The organism is Methylosinus sp. DMC45 (assembly GCF_056313885.1).
Genome location: NZ_JBQUZK010000035.1, coordinates 69,243 through 86,986 on the forward strand (window position 1 = coordinate 69,243; position 17,744 = coordinate 86,986).

23 protein-coding genes are annotated in these 17,744 nt (G+C 66.7%); 10 read left to right on the forward strand and 13 right to left on the reverse strand.

The genetic code is table 11. From position 1 onward, the window contains the following. Nucleotides 1–321: 321 nt before the first annotated feature. The 3 genes from ACT53T_RS08455 to ACT53T_RS08465 all read right to left on the reverse strand — a co-directional run bounded on the left by ACT53T_RS08455 (nucleotide 322) and on the right by ACT53T_RS08465 (nucleotide 2,198). Nucleotides 322–612, reverse strand: a complete 291-nt coding sequence (locus ACT53T_RS08455) for a GIY-YIG nuclease family protein (RefSeq protein WP_476160882.1) — start codon at nucleotides 610–612, stop codon at nucleotides 322–324. 65 nt (nucleotides 613–677) lie between these two features. Next, entirely contained in the window at nucleotides 678–1,529 is an 852-nt protein-coding gene (locus tag ACT53T_RS08460; RefSeq protein ID WP_476160883.1) for a 23S rRNA (adenine(2030)-N(6))-methyltransferase RlmJ, read from the reverse strand. A gap of 3 nt (nucleotides 1,530–1,532) precedes the next feature. Beyond that, nucleotides 1,533–2,198, reverse strand: a complete 666-nt coding sequence (locus ACT53T_RS08465; protein WP_476160884.1) for a ribonuclease T2 family protein — start codon at nucleotides 2,196–2,198, stop codon at nucleotides 1,533–1,535. A 135-nt stretch (nucleotides 2,199–2,333) separates the two neighbouring features. Between ACT53T_RS08465 and ACT53T_RS08470 the strand changes: the two genes are divergently transcribed. The 4 genes from ACT53T_RS08470 to ACT53T_RS08485 all read left to right on the forward strand — a co-directional run bounded on the left by ACT53T_RS08470 (nucleotide 2,334) and on the right by ACT53T_RS08485 (nucleotide 5,554). Continuing rightward, nucleotides 2,334–2,879: a hypothetical protein gene (locus ACT53T_RS08470; protein ID WP_476160885.1), complete on the forward strand. Its 546-nt coding sequence runs from the start codon at nucleotides 2,334–2,336 to the stop codon at nucleotides 2,877–2,879. A gap of 34 nt (nucleotides 2,880–2,913) precedes the next feature. Continuing rightward, complete coding sequence (locus ACT53T_RS08475) at nucleotides 2,914–3,339, forward strand: hypothetical protein (RefSeq protein WP_026191359.1); 426 nt, start codon at nucleotides 2,914–2,916, stop codon at nucleotides 3,337–3,339. Nucleotides 3,340–3,421: 82 nt separating this feature from the next. Further along, a complete protein-coding gene (locus ACT53T_RS08480; protein ID WP_476160886.1) occupies nucleotides 3,422–4,780 on the forward strand; it encodes an SGNH/GDSL hydrolase family protein in 1,359 nt (452 codons plus the stop codon). 159 nt (nucleotides 4,781–4,939) lie between these two features. Further along, entirely contained in the window at nucleotides 4,940–5,554 is a 615-nt protein-coding gene (locus tag ACT53T_RS08485) for a L,D-transpeptidase (RefSeq protein WP_400768283.1), read from the forward strand. Nucleotides 5,555–5,617: 63 nt separating this feature from the next. On the opposite strand, the gene ACT53T_RS08490 is transcribed toward ACT53T_RS08485, so the two are convergent. The 3 genes from ACT53T_RS08490 to ACT53T_RS08500 form a co-directional block, all read right to left on the reverse strand. Then, a complete protein-coding gene (locus ACT53T_RS08490; RefSeq protein ID WP_018265788.1) occupies nucleotides 5,618–5,809 on the reverse strand; it encodes a hypothetical protein in 192 nt (63 codons plus the stop codon). 6 nt (nucleotides 5,810–5,815) lie between these two features. Then, nucleotides 5,816–7,234, reverse strand: a complete 1,419-nt coding sequence (locus tag ACT53T_RS08495) for a glutamate synthase subunit beta (protein WP_476160887.1) — start codon at nucleotides 7,232–7,234, stop codon at nucleotides 5,816–5,818. Nucleotides 7,235–7,393: 159 nt separating this feature from the next. Further along, a complete protein-coding gene (locus tag ACT53T_RS08500) occupies nucleotides 7,394–8,281 on the reverse strand; it encodes a branched-chain amino acid aminotransferase (protein WP_476160888.1) in 888 nt (295 codons plus the stop codon). 255 nt (nucleotides 8,282–8,536) lie between these two features. Here ACT53T_RS08500 and ACT53T_RS08505 point away from each other — a divergent pair, with 255 nt between their 5' ends. From ACT53T_RS08505 to ACT53T_RS08515, 3 genes are read left to right on the forward strand one after another with little or no spacing between them, the layout of a single operon-like run. After that, entirely contained in the window at nucleotides 8,537–9,103 is a 567-nt protein-coding gene (locus ACT53T_RS08505) for a MarR family winged helix-turn-helix transcriptional regulator (protein WP_476160889.1), read from the forward strand. Beyond that, nucleotides 9,100–9,879 (forward strand): response regulator, encoded by a 780-nt coding sequence (locus ACT53T_RS08510; RefSeq protein ID WP_476160890.1) that lies wholly within the window; start codon nucleotides 9,100–9,102, stop codon nucleotides 9,877–9,879. The genes ACT53T_RS08505 and ACT53T_RS08510 overlap by 4 nt, the downstream gene beginning before the upstream one ends. After that, on the forward strand, nucleotides 9,876–11,243 hold the full coding sequence (locus ACT53T_RS08515) for an ATP-binding protein (protein WP_018265793.1): 1,368 nt from the start codon (nucleotides 9,876–9,878) through the stop codon (nucleotides 11,241–11,243). The genes ACT53T_RS08510 and ACT53T_RS08515 overlap by 4 nt, the downstream gene beginning before the upstream one ends. A 3-nt stretch (nucleotides 11,244–11,246) precedes the next feature. Here ACT53T_RS08515 and ACT53T_RS08520 read toward each other — a convergent pair whose 3' ends face one another. Both ACT53T_RS08520 and ACT53T_RS08525 read right to left on the reverse strand, forming a co-directional pair. After that, a complete protein-coding gene (locus ACT53T_RS08520; protein ID WP_018265794.1) occupies nucleotides 11,247–11,459 on the reverse strand; it encodes a hypothetical protein in 213 nt (70 codons plus the stop codon). 57 nt (nucleotides 11,460–11,516) lie between these two features. Continuing rightward, complete coding sequence (locus ACT53T_RS08525) at nucleotides 11,517–12,206, reverse strand: alpha/beta hydrolase (RefSeq protein ID WP_476160891.1); 690 nt, start codon at nucleotides 12,204–12,206, stop codon at nucleotides 11,517–11,519. 165 nt (nucleotides 12,207–12,371) lie between these two features. On the opposite strand from ACT53T_RS08525, the gene ACT53T_RS08530 reads away from it, so the two are divergent. Next, nucleotides 12,372–12,563 carry a hypothetical protein gene (locus ACT53T_RS08530; protein ID WP_026191360.1) on the forward strand — a complete coding sequence of 64 codons (192 nt, stop codon included), beginning with the start codon at nucleotides 12,372–12,374 and terminating at the stop codon, nucleotides 12,561–12,563. Between the two features lie 112 nt (nucleotides 12,564–12,675). Next, a complete protein-coding gene (locus ACT53T_RS08535; protein WP_400768294.1) occupies nucleotides 12,676–12,990 on the forward strand; it encodes a hypothetical protein in 315 nt (104 codons plus the stop codon). Between the two features lie 42 nt (nucleotides 12,991–13,032). Here ACT53T_RS08535 and ACT53T_RS08540 read toward each other — a convergent pair whose 3' ends face one another. From ACT53T_RS08540 to ACT53T_RS08555, 4 genes are all read right to left on the reverse strand, one after another. Next, the gene (locus ACT53T_RS08540) at nucleotides 13,033–13,857 is read right to left on the reverse strand and encodes a TetR/AcrR family transcriptional regulator (RefSeq protein ID WP_476160892.1); all 825 of its coding nucleotides are present in this window, start codon (nucleotides 13,855–13,857) and stop codon (nucleotides 13,033–13,035) included. Between the two features lie 84 nt (nucleotides 13,858–13,941). Continuing rightward, nucleotides 13,942–14,766: a pyrroline-5-carboxylate reductase gene (proC, locus tag ACT53T_RS08545; protein WP_476160893.1), complete on the reverse strand. Its 825-nt coding sequence runs from the start codon at nucleotides 14,764–14,766 to the stop codon at nucleotides 13,942–13,944. A gap of 5 nt (nucleotides 14,767–14,771) precedes the next feature. Next, nucleotides 14,772–15,275 carry a type III secretion system chaperone family protein gene (locus tag ACT53T_RS08550; protein ID WP_018265800.1) on the reverse strand — a complete coding sequence of 168 codons (504 nt, stop codon included), beginning with the start codon at nucleotides 15,273–15,275 and terminating at the stop codon, nucleotides 14,772–14,774. A gap of 451 nt (nucleotides 15,276–15,726) precedes the next feature. Further along, nucleotides 15,727–16,260: a L,D-transpeptidase gene (locus ACT53T_RS08555; protein WP_051948714.1), complete on the reverse strand. Its 534-nt coding sequence runs from the start codon at nucleotides 16,258–16,260 to the stop codon at nucleotides 15,727–15,729. A 235-nt stretch (nucleotides 16,261–16,495) separates the two neighbouring features. Between ACT53T_RS08555 and ACT53T_RS08560 the strand changes: the two genes are divergently transcribed. Then, a complete protein-coding gene (locus tag ACT53T_RS08560; protein ID WP_476160894.1) occupies nucleotides 16,496–17,365 on the forward strand; it encodes a methyltransferase domain-containing protein in 870 nt (289 codons plus the stop codon). 7 nt (nucleotides 17,366–17,372) lie between these two features. Here ACT53T_RS08560 and ACT53T_RS08565 read toward each other — a convergent pair whose 3' ends face one another. Continuing rightward, nucleotides 17,373–17,744, reverse strand: coding sequence for a protease inhibitor I42 family protein (locus tag ACT53T_RS08565; protein ID WP_476160895.1), 372 nt, complete (start codon nucleotides 17,742–17,744; stop codon nucleotides 17,373–17,375).

Here is a 17,744-nt window from a genome sequence, read left to right on the forward strand (position 1 = left end):
GGCGAGGACCGAAGCGGCGAATGATCGAGGGGCCGCCCTGCGGCTCTGGATTGCTTCGCTTCGCTCGCAATGACGGCGCGGAGAAGCGGCGGAAACCGTCATTCCCCGTTCGCCCCTTCCGCTCAGGCGGCGAGACGCCAGAGCGCCTCGCAGAATAGCCCCCGTCATTGCGAGCGTAGCGAAGCAATCCAGACTCATGAGCGCGTGCTCCCATTGGCTCGCGCAACGCCGAGCGATCGTCATTGCGAGGACCTAAGCGGCGAATGATCGAGACGCCGCCCTGCGGCTCTGGATTGCTTCGCTGCGCTCGCAATGACGGCGCTAGAGAGCGAGCTCGTCGTAGAGATCCCGCCATGTCGGATTCATCGCCTCGATCAGCGCGAGCTTCTTTAGCCGCGATCCCGCTTTGATCTGTTTCTCACGGGCGATGGCCTCATCCATCCTCTCGTAATATTCGTACCAGACAAGCGTCTTGCATCCGTAGCGCGCGGTAAATCCCGGCGTCAGGCTTTCTCGATGCTGATGGATGCGTTGCGATAAATTCGATGTGACGCCCGTGTAGACGGTTCCGTTGCGCTTGCTGGCCATGATGTAGACGGCTGGCTGTTTCATATCGCGGCATCCCGTCCCCGCTTCGCTCGCAATGACGCCTCACATTAGAAGGAAGACGAGAAGCCTCACTCCCCGCTCACCCACTCGATCTCGCATCCCGCGCCCGGCCCTTGCGCCAAGCGCTCCGCGAAAAAGGCGGAGATCGTCCGCGCCTCCGCCTCGAAGGTGAAGGGCGGATTGACGACGAGGAGGCCGGTGCTGCGCAGCTTCGTGTCTGTCTCCACCCCGCCGACGCAAAGATCGAGACGCAGAATCTTCCTCACGCCGCTGGCGCGCAAAGCGCCGATCAGCCAGCGCGATTCCGCAGCGTCCTTGATCGGCCGCCAGAGCGCATAAATCCCCGTCGGCCATTTGCGATGCGCGTCGAGAAAGGTCTTCAGCATGCGCTCGGTCTCGTCGCGCTGCTCGAAGGGCGGATCGATCAGCACGAGCCCGCGCCGCTCCTTGGGGGGCACGAAGGCGGAGAGGCCGACATAGCCGTCGAGATGAATGGCCTTCACGCGCTTGTCGCGCGCGAAGCGCCTCTGCAGCGCTTCGAAAGCGTCCGGCCGCAATTCGCAGAAGACGGCGCGATCCTGCGCGCGCATGAAGCGCGTCGCGATCAGCGGAGAGCCGGGATAGAGCGCCGGCCGCCCCTCCGCGCCGAGCGGGCCGACGATATCGAGATAGGGCGCGAGCAGATCGCGCAGCCGCGCGTCGGCGCCGGAGAGATCGGCCAGCCGTCCTATGCCGCCGCGCCACTCGCCCGTGCGCTCGGCCGCATCGGCGGAAAGGTCATAGGCGCCCTCCCCCGCATGTGTGTCGATAACGCGAAACGGCGTCTCCTTGCGTGTGAGATAGAGGAGAAGCCGCGCCAGCAGCGCATGCTTGAGCACATCGGCGAAATTGCCGGCGTGAAAGCCATGGCGATAATTCATCGGCTACAGCGGCGCCGGCACGGAGATTTCGCCGGCGCGGCAGGCGCCGCGCGCGATCTCGGGACAGGGGCGGAACTCGCGCAGATCGCGCGAGAAGCAGATGCGCACATCCTGCAGCGCGCCCTTGCGGCAAGTGACGGCGAGCATGCCCGGCCGCAGCCGCGGATTGGCGGCGATGAAGGCGCGCTGAATGTCGAGCGGCGCGAAGCTCTGCGCCTGCCGCGGCCGCTCGAGCGGAGGCGGAATGGTCACGCTCTCCGTCGCGCGGCGCACGTCGAGGAAATAATCGGTCGGGCTCTTACCCGAGCAGCGGCCATGCTTGCGCCATTCGTGCCGCGCCAGCCCTTCGTCGGGATAGACGCCGGCGACATGCTCGAGCGCCATGCGCGAGGGCGTCGCGGCGTCGTCGCATTCGCTCGGAAAGCCATGCTCATATTGCGGCCACAGGCCATGGGTGACGAAGCCCTTGCCGAGGCCGGGCTCGCATTGCGCGCGATATTCGCGACCGCCGCCGCTCTCGCAGAAGGCGGGCGACCAGGAGAGCGTCAGCACATAGAAGTCGAAGCCGCCGCCGCTGCGCGCCTCCAGCGCCGATTGCGCCATGGCGCTCGAGGCGAAGAGCGAGACCAGCGCCGCGAGGACGCAGACACGAGACCATTGCACGAACATGCGCCGCTCCGAAAAATCGTCGCTCGAGTGATGCCGGAGCGCGAGGCGCCGCGTCAAGGCGCCGCGACAAAGGCCGACGGCGTTGACACACCCTACTTATTCACTAGGATATTGCCGAATTCACGGAAGGACCGCATGAGAAGCGCAACTCGCATGATCTGCGCGGCCGCGGCGGCGCTCGGTCTCGCCGGACCGACGGCGGCCCGGCCCGCTTGCGTTTTTCAGGACGCCGCGCTTCGCAGCGACGCCGGAAGCGGCGAGCATCTCATCGGCGTCATACCGGCGCTCTCGTCCATCGTGCTCGTGCGCCAAGGGCCGAAATGGAGCATCGTCTCCTACGACGGCGAGACGGGCTATATTCAGACGCGGCGTCTGACGCCCTTCGGCGGCCCCGACGATCCGCCGAGCTGGCGGCAATCGCTCTCCTCCGATCGGACGCTGCTACGCGAGGTCGATCCGCTCTTCGGCGACGCCTCCTGGCGTTTCGGCCTCGCGCCGCGGTCGACTCTCGGCTTCTATAATTACTTCAGCGGCTTTCGGCGTTCGGCCTGGACCGATCGCGCCGGCGCCCGCGCCGCCGAGGCGCGAGCTTCGGCAAATCCCTGCCTCGCCGCCTTGCGGCAGGCCGAACGCCAGGCCGAGCGCAATGTCGCGACGAAACCGCCGCGCCGCGCCAATTGAGCCCGATGCGGCGGGCATTCCGAGGAGCATGACGATGAGCGAAGAGTGGGAATATCAGATCCGGCTGAACATCAGCGACGATTTCGCCGAGATCGCCCGCACCGATCCGCAGAATGCGGCGATCGCCCCGATCGCCGCGATCTTGGCCAAGCATCACGCGGCGCTGAGCAATCAGTTCGACGCTTTCGTCAATTATGTCACTGAGGCGGAGAAGCAGGGCGTCGAGCATTTTCCGCTCTACAAATGGACCAAGGCGACGATCGAGGATCCGGCCAAAAAGGCCAAGCACGTCAAATCCTTCTCCATCTATGTGGAAGGCGAGGAGGTCTATCCCAAGGCCGCCGCGGACGCGCTCGAGGCCGATCTCGCGCCTCTGGTGGGCGCCGGCGTGGTGGAGAAGCTCTCCAAGCACGACACCAATCCGGCGAATAATCCGCAAGCCCCCGCGCATTTGCGCTGATCTCTGTACGCGGCCCCGGCGCACGCGCCTCTCAGCGCGGCGCCGGATCGCTTTGCCGCCGGGGCCGCGCTATATTGTCGATATGCGCAGCTTTTCCCGCACCCTCGGCCTTTTCGCGATTCTCCTTCTCACGCTGCTCTTGGGCGGCGTGGACAGCGCGCGGGCGCAGGACCCGGTCGCGGATTTCTTCCAGGGGCTGTTCGGTGGCCGGCAGCACCCTCCGCAGGCCCGCCCGGCTGCGCGCGACGCCGGCCGCATGCGCCGGCTGGTGCCGCATCGCGAATATAGCGCGCCCGCCTATTGGCACGGCCAGAGCAAGGCGGCCAAGAAGGACAAGACGCAAAAGCCCGAGGACCCCAACGCCCCGCCGCCGTTCCAGGTGGCGGTGATCGGCGACAGCCTGGGCCAGATGCTGGCGGACGGCTTGGACGAGGCCTATGCGGATCGTCCCGACATTCGCATCCTGCACCGCGCCAAGGACAGCACGGGCCTGGTGCGCGAGGATTATTTCGACTGGCCCAAAGCCGCGCGCGAGCTGCTCGCCGGCGGCGACAAGATCGACATGGCCGTCATCATGATCGGCTCCAATGATCGTCAGGCCATTCACGAGGGCGCGGAGACGATCGAGACCTTGTCGCCGCGCTGGCGGGAGCGCTACGCCCAGCGGGTGGAAAATCTGCGCGCGGCGTTTCGCGAGAAGAAGATTCCGCTCGTCTGGGTTTCTCTGCCCGTCACCAAGAACGAGCATTTCGCCGTCGATATGGCGAAGCTCAACGACATCTACCGACAGGCGGCGGCGCAGGACAGCGCGGCTTTCATCGATATTTGGGAAGCCTTCGCCGATGAGCGCAACCAATATCAGGCCTTCGGCCCGGATATAAACGGGCGCATCGTCAAGCTGCGGTCGGCCGACGGCGTCCATTTCACCGATGTCGGCGCGCGCAAGCTCGCCCATTTCGTCGAGGGCGAGATCAAGCGGCTCTTCGACGCGCGCCATCCGGCGCCGGACGCCGCGCCGGCGGAAGCCGCCCTGCCCCCGGCCCAGGATGCGCCGCCCGCCGAGGCCGCGGTTGTCGCGCCGCCGGTTCAAATCATTGCGCCGAGCGGCCCAACACCGGCGGTCGCGCCCACCCTGCCGGCGGACCGCCCGGCGATCGGCCAGACGCAACCGCTGACCGGCGCCGCCCTCGCGGCCGACGGCGAGCTGGCGCGGCGTGTGAAATCCCCCTCCACGACGGAGGCGACGCAAGCCGCCGCGGCGCGTGCGCTCGTCGATCATATTTTCGTCGAGGGCGGCGAGCAGCCGAGCCAGCCCGGCCGCGCCGATGATTTCTCCTGGCCGCGCGGCGGCGCCAAGGTCACGCCCGTCTCCACGCCGGCTCCTGCGCAGGCCTCGACCCCGGCGCCCGTCGCCGCCCCCTCGGCCGTCGAGACGCGCTGAACAGGACCGTTCGCTCAAAACGCGCGGAAACCGTCAATTCCGCATTCAATTCGTCTCGAATGAAGCGCGCCGGCGCCGGCGTCTCGAGGGAACGGGCGCCCCGGCGCTGCATTTTTCTCCCGCTCGAAAGGCCCGAGGGCCTCGAAGGGAGTATCCATCATGTATTTTCGTCGTTCGTCTCTTTCTGTCGCGCTCGCGCTGGGCTTCGGCTGCGCCGCGCCCGCCGCGCAGGCTTTCGAAAATCCGTTCGCCTTTCTGTTCAGCGGACGCTCGGCGGCGGCGAGCGCCCCGTCCTCCTCGGACGGCCAGCTCTCCGGCGAATATTCGTCGACGCGTTCCGTGGTCGCCGATCCGACCCGCCAGCGGCCCGGAACGATCACCGTCGACACGCAAAATCGCGTTCTCTATCTGTCGATGAACGACGGTCAGGCGATCCGCTATGGCGTCGGCGTCGGCCGTCCGGGCTTCACCTGGCATGGCCATACGCATATCGGCCGCAAGGAGGCGTGGCCGGCCTGGACGCCGCCTTCCGCCATGCTGCACCGCCGCCCGGATCTGCCGCGCCATATGACGGGCGGAGCCAATAATCCGCTCGGCGCGCGCGCCATGTATCTCTATTCCGGCGGCCGCGACACCATGTTCCGCATCCATGGCTCCAACGAGCCCTGGACGATCGGCCATGGCGTCTCCTCCGGCTGCATCCGCATGCTGAACGGCGACGTCAGCGATCTCTACAGCCGCGTGAAGGTCGGCACGCAGGTCCACGTTCTCTGAACGCAAAACGCCGGCGGCTCGTCTCGCGACGAGCGCCGGCGTCTTATTTTCGGCTCGGCGGCGTCAGCCGACGCAATTGGCGTTGGTCAGGCCGGACATGATGATCTGCGCGACGACCCAGACGCCGATCAGCGCCCAGGCGATGCGCGTCTTCTTCTGCCCATAGAGATAGGCTCCGCCGATCGGCATGGCGAGCAGCAGATAAGGCAGCGCGGAGTTTCCGATATTCTCACAGTACCACAGGGCCGTGGGCATTTTTCCTCACCTCGGTAGATTTGTTTCGCCCATCAGAAAGGCGTCCACCGAGGCGGCGCATTGCCGGCCCTCGCGGATCGCCCATACGACGAGCGATTGCCCGCGCCGCATGTCTCCGCACGCGAAGACTTGCTCGCGTGACGAACGATAGGATTTGACGTCGGCGGCCACATTGCCGCGCGGGTCCAACGTGACCGCGAGCTTTTCCAGCAGGCCCTCGCGGACCGGCGAGACGAAGCCCATGGCCAGCAGCACGAGATCGGCCTTCAGCGTGAACTCGCTGCCCGGAATGGCGGCCAGCTTGCCGTCGACGCGCTCGCAGCGCAGGCCCGTGACGGCGCCGTCGGCGCCGATGAACTCGCGCGTCATCACTGCGAACTCGCGCGTCGAGCCCTCGTCATGCGACGAGGAGGTGCGCAGCTTCAGCGGCCAGTCCGGCCAGGTGACGAGCTTGGCTTCCTTCTCCGGCGGGCGCGGCATGATCTCGAGCTGCGTCACCGAAAGCGCGCCCTGGCGCACCGAGGTGCCGATGCAGTCCGAGCCGGTGTCGCCGCCGCCGATGACGACGACATGCTTGCCAGAGGCGAGGATCGGCTCATTGGTGACGAGCGGCTCGCCGGAGACGCGGCGGTTCTGCTGCGGCAGGAAATCCATGGCGAAATGCACGCCGCGCAGATCGCGCCCCGGAATGGGGAGATCGCGCGGCTGCTCCGCTCCGCCGGCGAGCACGACGGCGTCATGCTCGGCGACGAGCTTCTCGGTCTCGAGATCGACGCCGACATGCACATTATAGTGGAAGGCCACCCCTTCCGCCTCGAGCTGCGCCACGCGGCGGTCGATGAGATGCTTCTCCATCTTGAAGTCGGGAATGCCGTAGCGCAGCAGGCCGCCGGCCTTGGCGAACTTCTCATAGACATGCACGTCATGGCCAACGCGCGCCAGCTGCTGGGCGGCGGCGAGACCGGCGGGGCCGGCGCCGACCACGGCGACGCGCTTGCCGGTCTTGGTCTTCGGCGGCTCGGGCGCGATCCAGCCCGCCTCGAAGCCGCGATCGACGATCGAACATTCGATCGTCTTGATCGTGACCGGCTGGTCGACGAGATTCAGCGTGCAGGAGGCCTCGCAGGGCGCGGGGCAGACGCGGCCGGTGAATTCCGGGAAATTATTGGTGGAGTGGAGATTGGCCAGCGCGCGGCGCCAGTCGCCGTTGTAGACGAGATCGTTCCAATCCGGGATCTGATTATTGACCGGGCAGCCATTGTGGCAGAACGGAATGCCGCAATCCATGCAGCGCGCCGCCTGATTGCGCGTCGCCTCCTCCGAGAGAGGAATGACGAATTCATCGTAATGGCGGATGCGGTCGGCGGCCGGCTTGTATTTGCGGTCCTGCCGGTCGACTTCCAGAAACCCAGTGACCTTTCCCATGCCTCGCCAACCCCTCGGCCCGTCGCGTCAATGGCGCCTTCGAGGGATTTTTTACCACGAAGACGCGTAGGACACGAAGCAAATCGTCTCGGATATCGCTTTCTCGACCCGTCGCCGGCGCGCAAATGTCTCGTTGCGCGCGGCGTTACGCGGCGAAGCTCAGGCGGCGGCCGCTTTCGGATCGACCTCGCGAGTGTAGTCCTCGATCAGCGTGCGCGAGATGGCGCCCGGCGTGAAGCGATAGGGGCCGGCCTCTGCGACCGGCGTGACCTCTGCGCCCGTGCCGCAGATGAAGCACTCGCTGAACTCGGGCAGCTCCTCCGGCAGAATGCGGCGCTCGACCACCTCTATCCCGCGGCGGCGGGCGAGATCGATGACCGTGCGGCGGGTGATGCCGTCGAGGAAGCAATCCGCGATCGGCGTGTGCAGCACGCCGTCCTTCACGAAGAAGATATTGGCGCCGGTGCATTCGGCGACGCGGCCCTGCCAGTCCAGCATCAGAGCGTCGGCGTAGCCGCGGCGCTCGGCGCGATGCTTGGAGATGGTGCAGATCATATAGAGGCCCGCCGCCTTGGCCAGCGAGGGCGCGGTCTGCGGATCGGGCCGGCGATAATCGGCGATGTCGAGACGAATGCCCTTCATCTTGGTAGCGACGTCGAACATGCTCGGCCAGTCCCACACGGCGATCGCGACATTGATCGTCGAATTCTGCGCGGCGACGGCCATCATCTCGCTGCCGCGCCAGGCCACCGGCCGCACATAGCAGCTGTCGAAGCCATTGGCCTTCACCACCGCGGCCTTGGCGGCGTCCAGCTCGGCGACGCTATAGGGAATCTCGAAATCGAGGATTTGCGCGGAACGCTTGAAGCGCTCGGAATGCTCGGTGGATTTGAAGATCACGCCGCCATAGGCGCGCTCGCCCTCGAACACGCTGGAGCCGTAATGCAGCCCGTGCGAGAGCACATGGAGCTTGGCGTCGCGCCAGGGGATGAGCGCGCCATTGAACCAGATGTAGCCGTCGCGCTGGTCGAAGGGCAAAACCGACATCCGACACTCCGATGAGGTCAAGGGCGAAAAAAGAGGGAGCCGTCCCATGCGGCGGCCGGTCTCGAGCCGGCCTTCTCCAAACCACTAGCCATCGGTCAGAAATATGTCAATATAGCTGACGTATAAGTTCAGGACGATCGAGCGGCGTCGGAGGGAGCGTTTCACCCTCCCATTCAGAGGGCGGGCTTCCGAGCGCCCTGTCCGGGGCATGGTTCACGGCTTTTTCGCTTCCACCGACATATAGCGGTTCCCGACGTGAAAACATCCATCGAACGCAAGCCATCGCGCCCGGCCTCGACGCAGGCGCTGGTCGGACGCGAGCCGGCGCCCGAGAGCGAGCCTATGTTCGATCTCATCGAGCTGTTCTTCTTCGCCTATCGCGATTTCGTCGGCGACGCCGACCGTCTGCTCGAAAATTACCAGTTCGGCCGCGCCCACCATCGCGTGCTGCATTTCGTCTATCGCCGCCCCGGCCTCGCCATCGCCGCCCTGCTCGATATTCTGAAGATCACCAAGCAGAGCCTCAACCGCGTGCTCAAGCAATTGCTCGACGCCGGCTTCGTCGAGGCGCGCGAGGGCGCGACCGATCGTCGCCAGCGCCTCCTCTATCCGACGACCAAGGGCGCGCGTCTCGCCCAGGAGCTCGCCGCGCTGCAATCGGAGCGCTTCCGCCGCGTCTTCGGCGAGCTGCCGCCGGAGGCGCGCGAGGCGACCGCGGATTTTCTGCTGGCCATGGTCAATGTCGCCGACCGCGAGAAAGTGCGCGCGCATCTGCCGCCGCGCCGGCGCCGGCGGCCGCTCGCCGAAGACGACGCCGCATGAGCGCGCCGGCGCCGCAGACCGCGGCCGAGCCCGGCCCGCATATTCTCGTCGTCGACGACGACAGACGCATACGCTCGCTGCTGTCGCGCTATCTCGCCGCCGAGGGCTATCTGGTCAGCGCCGCCGCCGACGCCGCCCAGGCGCGCGCGCGGCTCGCCGACATGACCTTCGACCTCATCGTCCTCGACGTGATGATGCCGGGCGAGAGCGGACCGGAATTCGCGCGCAAATTGCGCAGCGAGGCGGAGCCGCTGCGCTCCTCCCCCATTCTCATGCTGACCGCGCGCGGCGAGACGGCCGATCGCGTGGCCGGGCTCGAGGCCGGCGTCGACGATTATCTCGCCAAGCCCTTCGAGCCGCGCGAATTGTCGCTGCGCATCGCCAGCATTCTGCGCCGCGCCGGCCGCGCCGCCCGCCCCGCCCCGACGGCCGCGAGCGTGCGCTTCGGCGCCTTCGGCTTCGATCTCGAAAAGGGCCGATTGCGCGAGCATGATCGAATCGTCCATTTGACGACTCGCGAAGAGGAGATTCTGCGCGTGCTGGCGACGAATGCGGGCGAGATCGTGTCACGGCAGAGGTTGGCGCAGCGCCTCGTCAATGGCAAAGTCGAGAGCGCGGGCGAACGCAGCGTCGATGTCGAGGTGGCGCGGCTGCGCCGCAAGCTCGAGAGCGACGCGCAAGGCCCGCGCCATTTGCAGACGATCCGCGGCCGCGGCTACAGGCTGTGGGCGGAGGCCGTCATCGGACCGGACGAGGAATACGGAAAAGCGCAATGACCTCAGCCCTCCCCGCCGCGCTCGACGCCCCGCGCCAGCTCTGGCGGCGATTCGCCGGCTGGCTGCACGAGCGCATGCCCAAAGGCCTCTACGCCCGCTCGCTGCTGATCGTGATTCTACCGATCGTGCTGCTGCAATCGGCGGTCGCCTATTTCTTCATGGAGCGGCATTGGCAGGCGGTGACGTCGCGCCTCTCCGCCGCCGTGGCGCGCGACGTCGCCGCGCTCACCGATTTCTACGAGGCTTTTCCCAAGGACGAGCATCGCGACATCATCCAGCGCATCGCCGGCGAGGATTTGAGCATAGACGTTCACTTCCTGCCCAAGGAGCCGCTGCCGCCGCCCGCCGCCAAGCCCTTCTTCTCGCTGCTCGACCATACGCTGTCGCGGGAATTGTCGCTGCGCCTGCAGCGCCCCTTCTGGATCGACACGGTGGGGCGCTCCAACATCGTGGAAATAAGAGTCGCGCTCGACGATTCGGTGATGCGCCTGCTCGCGCACCGCACCCAGGCCTATGCGTCCAACTCGGAAATCTTCTTCATCTGGACGGTGATCGCGTCTCTGGTCATCATCGCCATCGCCACCTCCTTCCTGCGCAATCAGATCCGCCCGATCCTGCGCCTCGCGCGCGCGGCGGAGGAGTTCGGCAAAGGCCGCGAGGTCGCCTTCAGCCCGCGCGGCGCGCGCGAGGTGCGGCAGGCCGGCGCCGCCTTTTTGGAGATGAAGCGCCGCGTCGAGCGCGCAATGGAGCAGCGCACCACCATGCTCAATGGCGTGTCGCATGATCTGCGCACCATCATCACGCGCTTCAAGCTCTCGCTCGCCCTCATCGGCGAGACGGCGGAGACCAATGAGCTGAAGAAAGACGTCGACGAGATGGAGCGCATGGTCGAGGCCTATCTCGCCTTCGCGCGCGGCGATGGCGGCGAGGCGACGGCGGAGACCGACGTCGCCGCCATTCTCGACGAGCTGAAGACCGACACGGAGCGGCGCGGCCTCGGCGCGCAGACGAGCTTCGCCGGCCGCAGGCAGGTGGCCGTGCGTCCGGCCGCCTTCCGCCGCTGCCTCGCCAATCTCGTCGGCAACGCCCAGCGCTATGCGAAAAACATATCGCTCACGGCCGTCAACGACGGCCATATGCTGACCATCCACATTGACGACGACGGCCCGGGCATTCCGGTCGAGCGGCGGGAGGACGCTTTCCGCCCCTTCTACCGGCTGGACGAGTCGCGCAATCAGGACGAGAGCCATTCGGGTCTCGGCCTCGCCATAGCGCGCGACATCATGCGCTCGCATGGCGGCGAGGTGACGCTCGAGGGCTCGCCGCTCGGCGGCTTGCGCGCGACCGTCACCTTGCCGGTGTGACGCTCAGCCCTCCGCCGGACAGGGGATTTCCTTCGTCACGCCTTCGAGAAAGGCCTTCATGCCGCAATTGGCGCGCAGGGGGCTCGGCTTCTGATTGCCTTCCCAGGTCAGGAAGGTCACGATTCCGCGCGGATTGATGGCGATCACCTTGTATCGCTCGGGTCCGCGGGTCGCGTAGCATTTGCCTTCTTTTATGTCCTCGGCGGTCAGGGCCATGGTCCGATCTCCTTTCGCAATGTGCCTGACCTCGTCCCGCAAGAGCCGTGCCGAGCCTCAATGCGCGTGATCGTGATCGTCGTGGTCATGATCGTGATCGTCCTCATGCGCCGCGCTCTTCTTGTGCACGACGTTCTCGGTGAGGAAATCGCCGGCCGCGATCACCCCGTCATCGTCCATCGCATGCTCGAGGCCCTTGCGCGTCATCGACAAGATCTTGGCGCCCTTCCCTGCGAGAGCGGCCTTGGTCTCGCGCACGGCGGCGAGCGGCGAGATCGCGTCGGCGTCGCCATGGATCAGCAGCACGGGCGGCGCGCCATCGGGGCCGATGGACGGCGCCGCGCCATAGGGACCGCCAGCGAAGGCCACCACCGCCGCCGCCGGCCCCGGCCGCGCGACGCCGGCGAGCAGCGCGAGCGTCGCGCCTTGCGAGAAGCCGACCAGCGCCAAATGCGAGGCCGGCAGCCGGCGCTTCGCCAGCGCCGCCTCGAGGAAGCGCTCCAGCGCCGCCAGCCCGTTGGCGAGCCCCTCTGGATCAGCGGAGTCGAACCAGCGCTTCACGCCATCGGCGCCGGCGGGCGCCTCGGCGGAGAGAAACTCGGCCTTGGGCATGGTCGGCGCCCAATTGAGCGCGTGATCGACCATGGTCTGGCCGTCCGCGCCCTCCCCATGCAGCATCACGACGAGAAAAGCGGGCTTGCCGCAGGAGAGAGCGGCCAGCGCCGGCCCTTCCGCAATGTCGGTCATGGGATGCGTCCTCCATGCCGGCGTCCCGCCGGCCCGAAAGCGCGGTTCAATAAGCATGCCGCCGCAAGTCTCGTCATATGGCGCCCAATCTGCTTCTCCACGGTCGCGCCGGAGACGGACCGGCGCACCGTGAGAACAGACGCAGCAAAGCAACAGGAGGACCGCGTGGCGGACTACAAAGTGACGGTCGAGGAGCAGGCCGACGGAAAATGGGCCTGCTTCCTGCACGTTCCGGGCGAGGAGCCGTATAATCTCGGCAAATCCTTCAAGAACGAGGACCGCGCCGAGGCGTGGCTCACCGTCGGCGAAGCGACGACCGCGATCGACATGGCGGTGGCGAAGCTCACCAAGAAGTGAGCCTGCGGGAAGGGCCGCGATTTGCGCCTGTCGGCTATCCGACAGGCGATCCCGGCCCTTCGTCCATTTTGTCCCGCGCCGCCGAAGCCGCGCGCAGCAAGGAGCGAAGAAAATGGCCGTTGATTTGAAGAGCGATTGGACCGACGCCGACATTGCGAAGCTGATCGGCTCGGTCGTCGACGACCGCGACTGGCGCCTCGAGGTCAGCACGGACGGAATCGCCTCGCTCGCCGACAAGACGGCGCATCCGACCGACGACGCCTATGACAACACGCTCCACTGCTTCCTGGAGACATGGATGCAGGGAACGGATTTCGTCGGCCCCTCGGCCGCCGGCGACAAGGATCTCGTCGGCAAGATCGCCAAGGCGCTGCGCGAGAACTATCCGACGCTCAAGGGCCTCAAATTCGTCTACGTCTCTCTCTGAGCCGTAGACCGCCGTCCAAAGCCTCGCAGCCGGACGCCGCCATCAAGCGGTGGCGTCGTCCGAATGCCGGCGATGGTCCTCGCCGTGGTGATGACCTTCTCCATGCGGATGGTCTTCGGCGTGGTGATGACGGCGACGCGACTCCTCATAGTCTTCCTCGAACTCGTCGTCGCGGTCGCGCGCATGATGGCGGTGACGACGGCGGCCGGTGACGCCGCGGAAGACGGCGCGCGCCAGACCGCGCAGCGGCGAGGTCAGGCGGCTCACATCCTCGATCCGCTCGATCACCGCCTCGCTGCGCGACAGTTCGCGGTCGAGCGCGGCCTTGGTGCGGCACAGATCGACGTCGCGATCGTCGAACCAGGTCCCGAGCACGCGCCACCAAGCGATGGCGAGGCCCTGCAGCTTCAACGCGCCGAGCGCGCCTTCGCTGTCTATGTCGGCGGCTTCCAGCATGAAGCGCATGGAATTGACCGTCTCGCGATTGAGCGCGGCCGCCGCCAGCGGATCGGTCGACGCCCATTGCGACACCGATTCCAGCGCATTGCGATAGGGCTCCAGCGCCTCGAGACGGCGCAGCAGCACCTCATAGAGCCGCTCCTTGGCGGGCTCCGAGGCGTAGCGGCCGGAAAAATCCTCCAGCACCTGCCGGTCGATCTTGCGCGAGAAAGCCGCGAGCACAGCGCCTTTGGAGGGAAAGCTGTCGCGGAAATCCGCGAGCGAGACATCGGCGTCCTGGGCGATGTCGGAAATGGCGATATCCTCGAAGGCGCGGCGCGCCGCCAGCCGCATCAAGGATTCGACGATCCGATCGCGGACCGAGCCGCTTCCTTTGCCTGTTTCGTTGGTCTTGCCGCTCGTCGCCATCGCCGCCTCCTCACATCGCTCGAAGCCAGCCGCTTCCAAGGTAATTTAGGGTGATTTCGCCAAATCGGAAGCGCCTCGCGCCGCTCAGCCGGACAATTCCCCGGCCCGCCGCTTCGCCGCGGCGACCGCGCGCTCCAGCAGCGGCGCGAGGCCGTCGTCCGCCATCAGAACCTCGAGCGCGGCGGCCGTCGTGCCGCCGGGCGAGGTGACGTTCTGCCGGAGCGTCGCCGGCGTCGTATCCGCGCTCTGGCGCAATAATTCGCCGGAGCCGGCGACCGTCGCGCGGGCGAGCCGCGCCGCGGTCTCCTCCGGCAGGCCGGCCTCGATCCCCGCTCGATTGAGGCATTCGACGAAATAGAAGACATAGGCCGGACCGGAGCCGGATACGGCGGTCACGGCGTCGACCAGCGGCTCGCTCTCGACCCAGACCACCTCGCCGACGGCGGCGAGCAGCGTCTCCGCCAGCGCGAGATTCTCCGCATCGACGGCGGGCGCGGCGAAGGCGCCGGTGATTCCACGGCCGATGGCGGCCGGCGTGTTGGGCATTGCGCGCACGAAAAGCCGCGCCTGCGGCAGCCGCGCGGAAAGATCGGCGACGCGCTTGCCGGCGAGAATGGAGACGATGAGCGTATCGGCGCCGGCCTCTGCCGCGATCGTCGGCGCGACCTGATCCAGCGCCTGCGGCTTGATGGCCAGCAGAAGCGCGCGCGGGGCCTCGCGATTTTCGGGATTGAGGCGAAAGCCGCGCTCCTGCGCGAGCGAGACGAGCGCCGGCGAAGGTTGCGGCTCGACAATGGAGACGCCCGCGCCCGAAAGCCCGCGAGCCGCCCAGCCCTGCAGCAGGGCGAAACCCATTTTTCCGGCCCCGACCAGGGTGATGGAGCGGGGCAGCTCGGCCGCTTCGGCCATTTGGATCACGCTTCTCCCTTGGTCTCGAAGGTCGCGGTCTCGAGCGCCTCCTTGGCGCCCTTGCCGGCCCAGAGCACGAATTGGAACGCCTGATAATAGCGCTCGCAAGTCTCCAGCGCATGGTCCAGCAGAGCGGCGCATTGCGGGCCGGAGGGCTGGGCGCCGCCGGTCAGCAGCAGGCCCTGGCGGTGCATGACCACCCCCTCGCTCGGCCAAAGGTCGAAATGGCCGACCCAGAGCTGCTCGTTGATGGTGCGGATCAGCGCCTGCGCCTCGGTGCGGCGGCGCTCCGGCACGCGCAGATCGAAGGCGCAGCTCACATGGAGCGTCTCGAGCTCCGCCAGCCAAGTGAAGGCCACATGATAGTCCGTCCAGCCGCCGGCGACCGAGATGGAAATCTCGTCTTCGGCGTCACGATCGAAGCTCCAGTCGTTGGTGGCCGCCAATTGCTCGACGATGTCGACGGGATGCAGGGGACGGTCGAAGTCTTTGTCAGGTGCGATCAGCATGAGCGAAACCTAATGTGAGGGTCGGCCAGACGAGGGCGACGGACGCTTCTCTCTTCAGAGACGCATACGCTGACTGCGAGCCTCGCGTTCCCATTGCTCGGGAACCGCCGACGATAACGAATCGTCCTGCTCGTTCACTATACTCGAAACGATTGAAATGCCGCCGACTCAACTCTTCGTGGGCGCGAACCTCAAGTGCGTTCGTTGATTTGTCGCACAGTGGTGGATTCGTTCCGGCCGGTCTACAGGCGGCGAGCCGACGTCCACAAGCTGAAGCATTCGCGGAACGAAAAACCATGGGACAAGTCTCCCCCGCGCGCCTTGCGCGAAGCTGCGCGACAGCCTTGGACCTGTTCCGCTTTCGTCTTTCGAGCGCGTCATCCCTCCGATCCGATCGGATGACGCACTCTATTCTCTATTCGGAGCCAGTTCTGATCGATCGAAATTCCGATCAGGGCGTCATGACCACCGGCGTGCCGACGCCGACGCGCTCATAGAGATCGACGACATCCTCGTTCAGCATGCGGATGCAGCCGTAGGAAGCGGCCGTGCCGACCGAGGCGCGCATCTTATTGGTGGTGCCGTGGATCGCCACTTGGTTGCGGTCCAGCGTCAGGGCGCGGACGCCCATCGGATTATGCGGCGAGCCGCCATGGATGAAATTGGGCAGCTCGGGATGGTCCTGCTTGACCACCGCCGGCGGCACCCAGTCGGGATTCACATATTTCCCGTCGATATGGGCGTAGCCGGACCATTCCTTGCCGGCCTTGGGCACGGCGACGGGGTAGCGAATGGCGGTGCCGTCCCCGTTCACCAGAAACAGGCTGCGCTGGCGGGCGCTGATGACCACCGTGCCCGCCTGAACCGGGGCGCTATACGAGACGACATTATGCGCCGCGCTCGCCGCCCCCGGCAGAGCGAGGCCGCCGGCGAGCGCCGCCGCGGCCGTGAAGCTCGAAATACGCTGACGAAACGAAATGCACATGACTCACCTTCTCCGAATGGCCGGCGTCGCATTCGAACATGTCGCGCATTCTAGCTTCGGCCACATTCCGCGCCAGCCATCTCATAGTTGCGGTTACGGTTTAATACTAAGATTTCCTTACCTGTCTCGCTAAAGCGCGACAAATGCCGAGAAATCCCCGCCTTATTTCCGCCGCCTCGTTTCCGGCGCGGCGAGCGACGGTTGCACGGGGCGCGCGTTCGGGGCATGACGGGGCATGGAGAGAGGACAGTCCGCGCCCGCGATCTTCGATCGCGCTCTGCTGCGTCGCCGGCTGGCGCGGGCCGCGGCGCGCGGCGCGCCGGACTTTCTATTGGCGCGCGCCGCCGATGATCTCGCCGACCGGCTGGCCGGCATAAAGCGCCCCTTCCCCCGCTCGCTCGATCTCTGCACCCCCGCGGCGCATTTCGCGCAGACTGTTATCGCTGGCGGGCGGCCGGAGCCGCTGCGGGCCGGGCGTTTCTATGAGGCGGGCGTCGATCTCGTCGCCGAGGAGGAGGCGCTGCCCTTCGCGCCCGAGGCTTTCGATCTCATCGTCTCCGGCTTTGCGCTGCAATGGGTGGACGATCTGCCCGGCGCGCTCGCCCAGGCGCGGCGCATGCTCGCGCCGGACGGGCTGTTTCTGGCTTGCTTTCCGGGCGGCGCGAGCCTCATCGAGCTGCGCGCCGCGCTCGCCCAGGCGGAGGACGAGATTTCCGGCGGCGCCAGCCCGCGCGTCTCGCCTTTCGTCGATCTGCGCGATCTCGGCGGACTGCTGCAGCGGGCGGGCTTCGCCCTGCCGGTGACAGACGTCGATTCCTTCACGCTGCGCTATGATTCCATGTTCGCGCTCTGCGCCGAGCTGCGCGCCATGGGCGCCGCCAATGTGTTGACGCAGCGCTCCCGCAAGCCGCTGCGGCGCGCCATTCTGCTGCGCGCGGCGGAAATCTACGCGACGCGCTTTTCCGACGCCGACGGCCGCGTGCGGGCGACGATGGAGCTGGTCTGGCTCTCCGGCTGGGCGCCGCATGAGAGCCAGCAGAAGCCGCTGCAGCCGGGATCCGCGCAAATGCGGCTCGCCGACGCGCTGAAGCCGAAGGACGGTTAGACCCGCGCTAGCGCGCCTGAATATCGATCGTCCGCCGCTGAACGGCGCGCTTCTCCCAAGGCCGCTCCTCGACGAAGACGAGGCGCGCGCTCCCAGCTGCGACGGCCTCTATGCGGAAGAAGCGCCGACCCGGAGCGCCCACCAGCGGCCGATCCGACGCGCCGCCGGCCGGCGCGAAGCCGCCCTCCCCGACCCGCACGATGGCCGGATTTTCGCTCGCCTCGCGATCGAAGCGCCAGACATAGCCGGTGGACGGATTCTCGACGAATTCGATCGTCCGCGTCTCGCCCTTGGCCAGCGACAGGCGCCCCTCCCCGGCCCGGGCAGCGGATAATTCGAGTAAAATCATCGCTATCGCGACAAGAATCGGCTTTGTCAT

What these genes read in the sequence shown, in the direction of transcription:
- ACT53T_RS08455 (WP_476160882.1), bottom strand. Translation starts at nt 612, where the DNA reads ATGAAACAGCCAGCCGTCTACATCATGGCCAGCAAGCGCAACGGAACC.
- ACT53T_RS08460 (WP_476160883.1), bottom strand. Translation starts at nt 1,529, where the DNA reads ATGAATTATCGCCATGGCTTTCACGCCGGCAATTTCGCCGATGTGCTC.
- ACT53T_RS08465 (WP_476160884.1), bottom strand. Translation starts at nt 2,198, where the DNA reads ATGTTCGTGCAATGGTCTCGTGTCTGCGTCCTCGCGGCGCTGGTCTCG.
- ACT53T_RS08470 (WP_476160885.1), top strand. Translation starts at nt 2,334, where the DNA reads ATGAGAAGCGCAACTCGCATGATCTGCGCGGCCGCGGCGGCGCTCGGT.
- ACT53T_RS08475 (WP_026191359.1), top strand. Translation starts at nt 2,914, where the DNA reads ATGAGCGAAGAGTGGGAATATCAGATCCGGCTGAACATCAGCGACGAT.
- ACT53T_RS08480 (WP_476160886.1), top strand. Translation starts at nt 3,422, where the DNA reads ATGCGCAGCTTTTCCCGCACCCTCGGCCTTTTCGCGATTCTCCTTCTC.
- ACT53T_RS08485 (WP_400768283.1), top strand. Translation starts at nt 4,940, where the DNA reads ATGTATTTTCGTCGTTCGTCTCTTTCTGTCGCGCTCGCGCTGGGCTTC.
- ACT53T_RS08490 (WP_018265788.1), bottom strand. Translation starts at nt 5,809, where the DNA reads ATGCCCACGGCCCTGTGGTACTGTGAGAATATCGGAAACTCCGCGCTG.
- ACT53T_RS08495 (WP_476160887.1), bottom strand. Translation starts at nt 7,234, where the DNA reads ATGGGAAAGGTCACTGGGTTTCTGGAAGTCGACCGGCAGGACCGCAAA.
- ACT53T_RS08500 (WP_476160888.1), bottom strand. Translation starts at nt 8,281, where the DNA reads ATGTCGGTTTTGCCCTTCGACCAGCGCGACGGCTACATCTGGTTCAAT.
- ACT53T_RS08510 (WP_476160890.1), top strand. Translation starts at nt 9,100, where the DNA reads ATGAGCGCGCCGGCGCCGCAGACCGCGGCCGAGCCCGGCCCGCATATT.
- ACT53T_RS08515 (WP_018265793.1), top strand. Translation starts at nt 9,876, where the DNA reads ATGACCTCAGCCCTCCCCGCCGCGCTCGACGCCCCGCGCCAGCTCTGG.
- ACT53T_RS08520 (WP_018265794.1), bottom strand. Translation starts at nt 11,459, where the DNA reads ATGGCCCTGACCGCCGAGGACATAAAAGAAGGCAAATGCTACGCGACC.
- ACT53T_RS08525 (WP_476160891.1), bottom strand. Translation starts at nt 12,206, where the DNA reads ATGACCGACATTGCGGAAGGGCCGGCGCTGGCCGCTCTCTCCTGCGGC.
- ACT53T_RS08535 (WP_400768294.1), top strand. Translation starts at nt 12,676, where the DNA reads ATGGCCGTTGATTTGAAGAGCGATTGGACCGACGCCGACATTGCGAAG.
- ACT53T_RS08540 (WP_476160892.1), bottom strand. Translation starts at nt 13,857, where the DNA reads ATGGCGACGAGCGGCAAGACCAACGAAACAGGCAAAGGAAGCGGCTCG.
- proC (WP_476160893.1), bottom strand. Translation starts at nt 14,766, where the DNA reads ATGGCCGAAGCGGCCGAGCTGCCCCGCTCCATCACCCTGGTCGGGGCC.
- ACT53T_RS08550 (WP_018265800.1), bottom strand. Translation starts at nt 15,275, where the DNA reads ATGCTGATCGCACCTGACAAAGACTTCGACCGTCCCCTGCATCCCGTC.
- ACT53T_RS08555 (WP_051948714.1), bottom strand. Translation starts at nt 16,260, where the DNA reads ATGTGCATTTCGTTTCGTCAGCGTATTTCGAGCTTCACGGCCGCGGCG.
- ACT53T_RS08560 (WP_476160894.1), top strand. Translation starts at nt 16,496, where the DNA reads ATGGAGAGAGGACAGTCCGCGCCCGCGATCTTCGATCGCGCTCTGCTG.
- ACT53T_RS08565 (WP_476160895.1), bottom strand. Translation starts at nt 17,744, where the DNA reads ATGACAAAGCCGATTCTTGTCGCGATAGCGATGATTTTACTCGAATTA.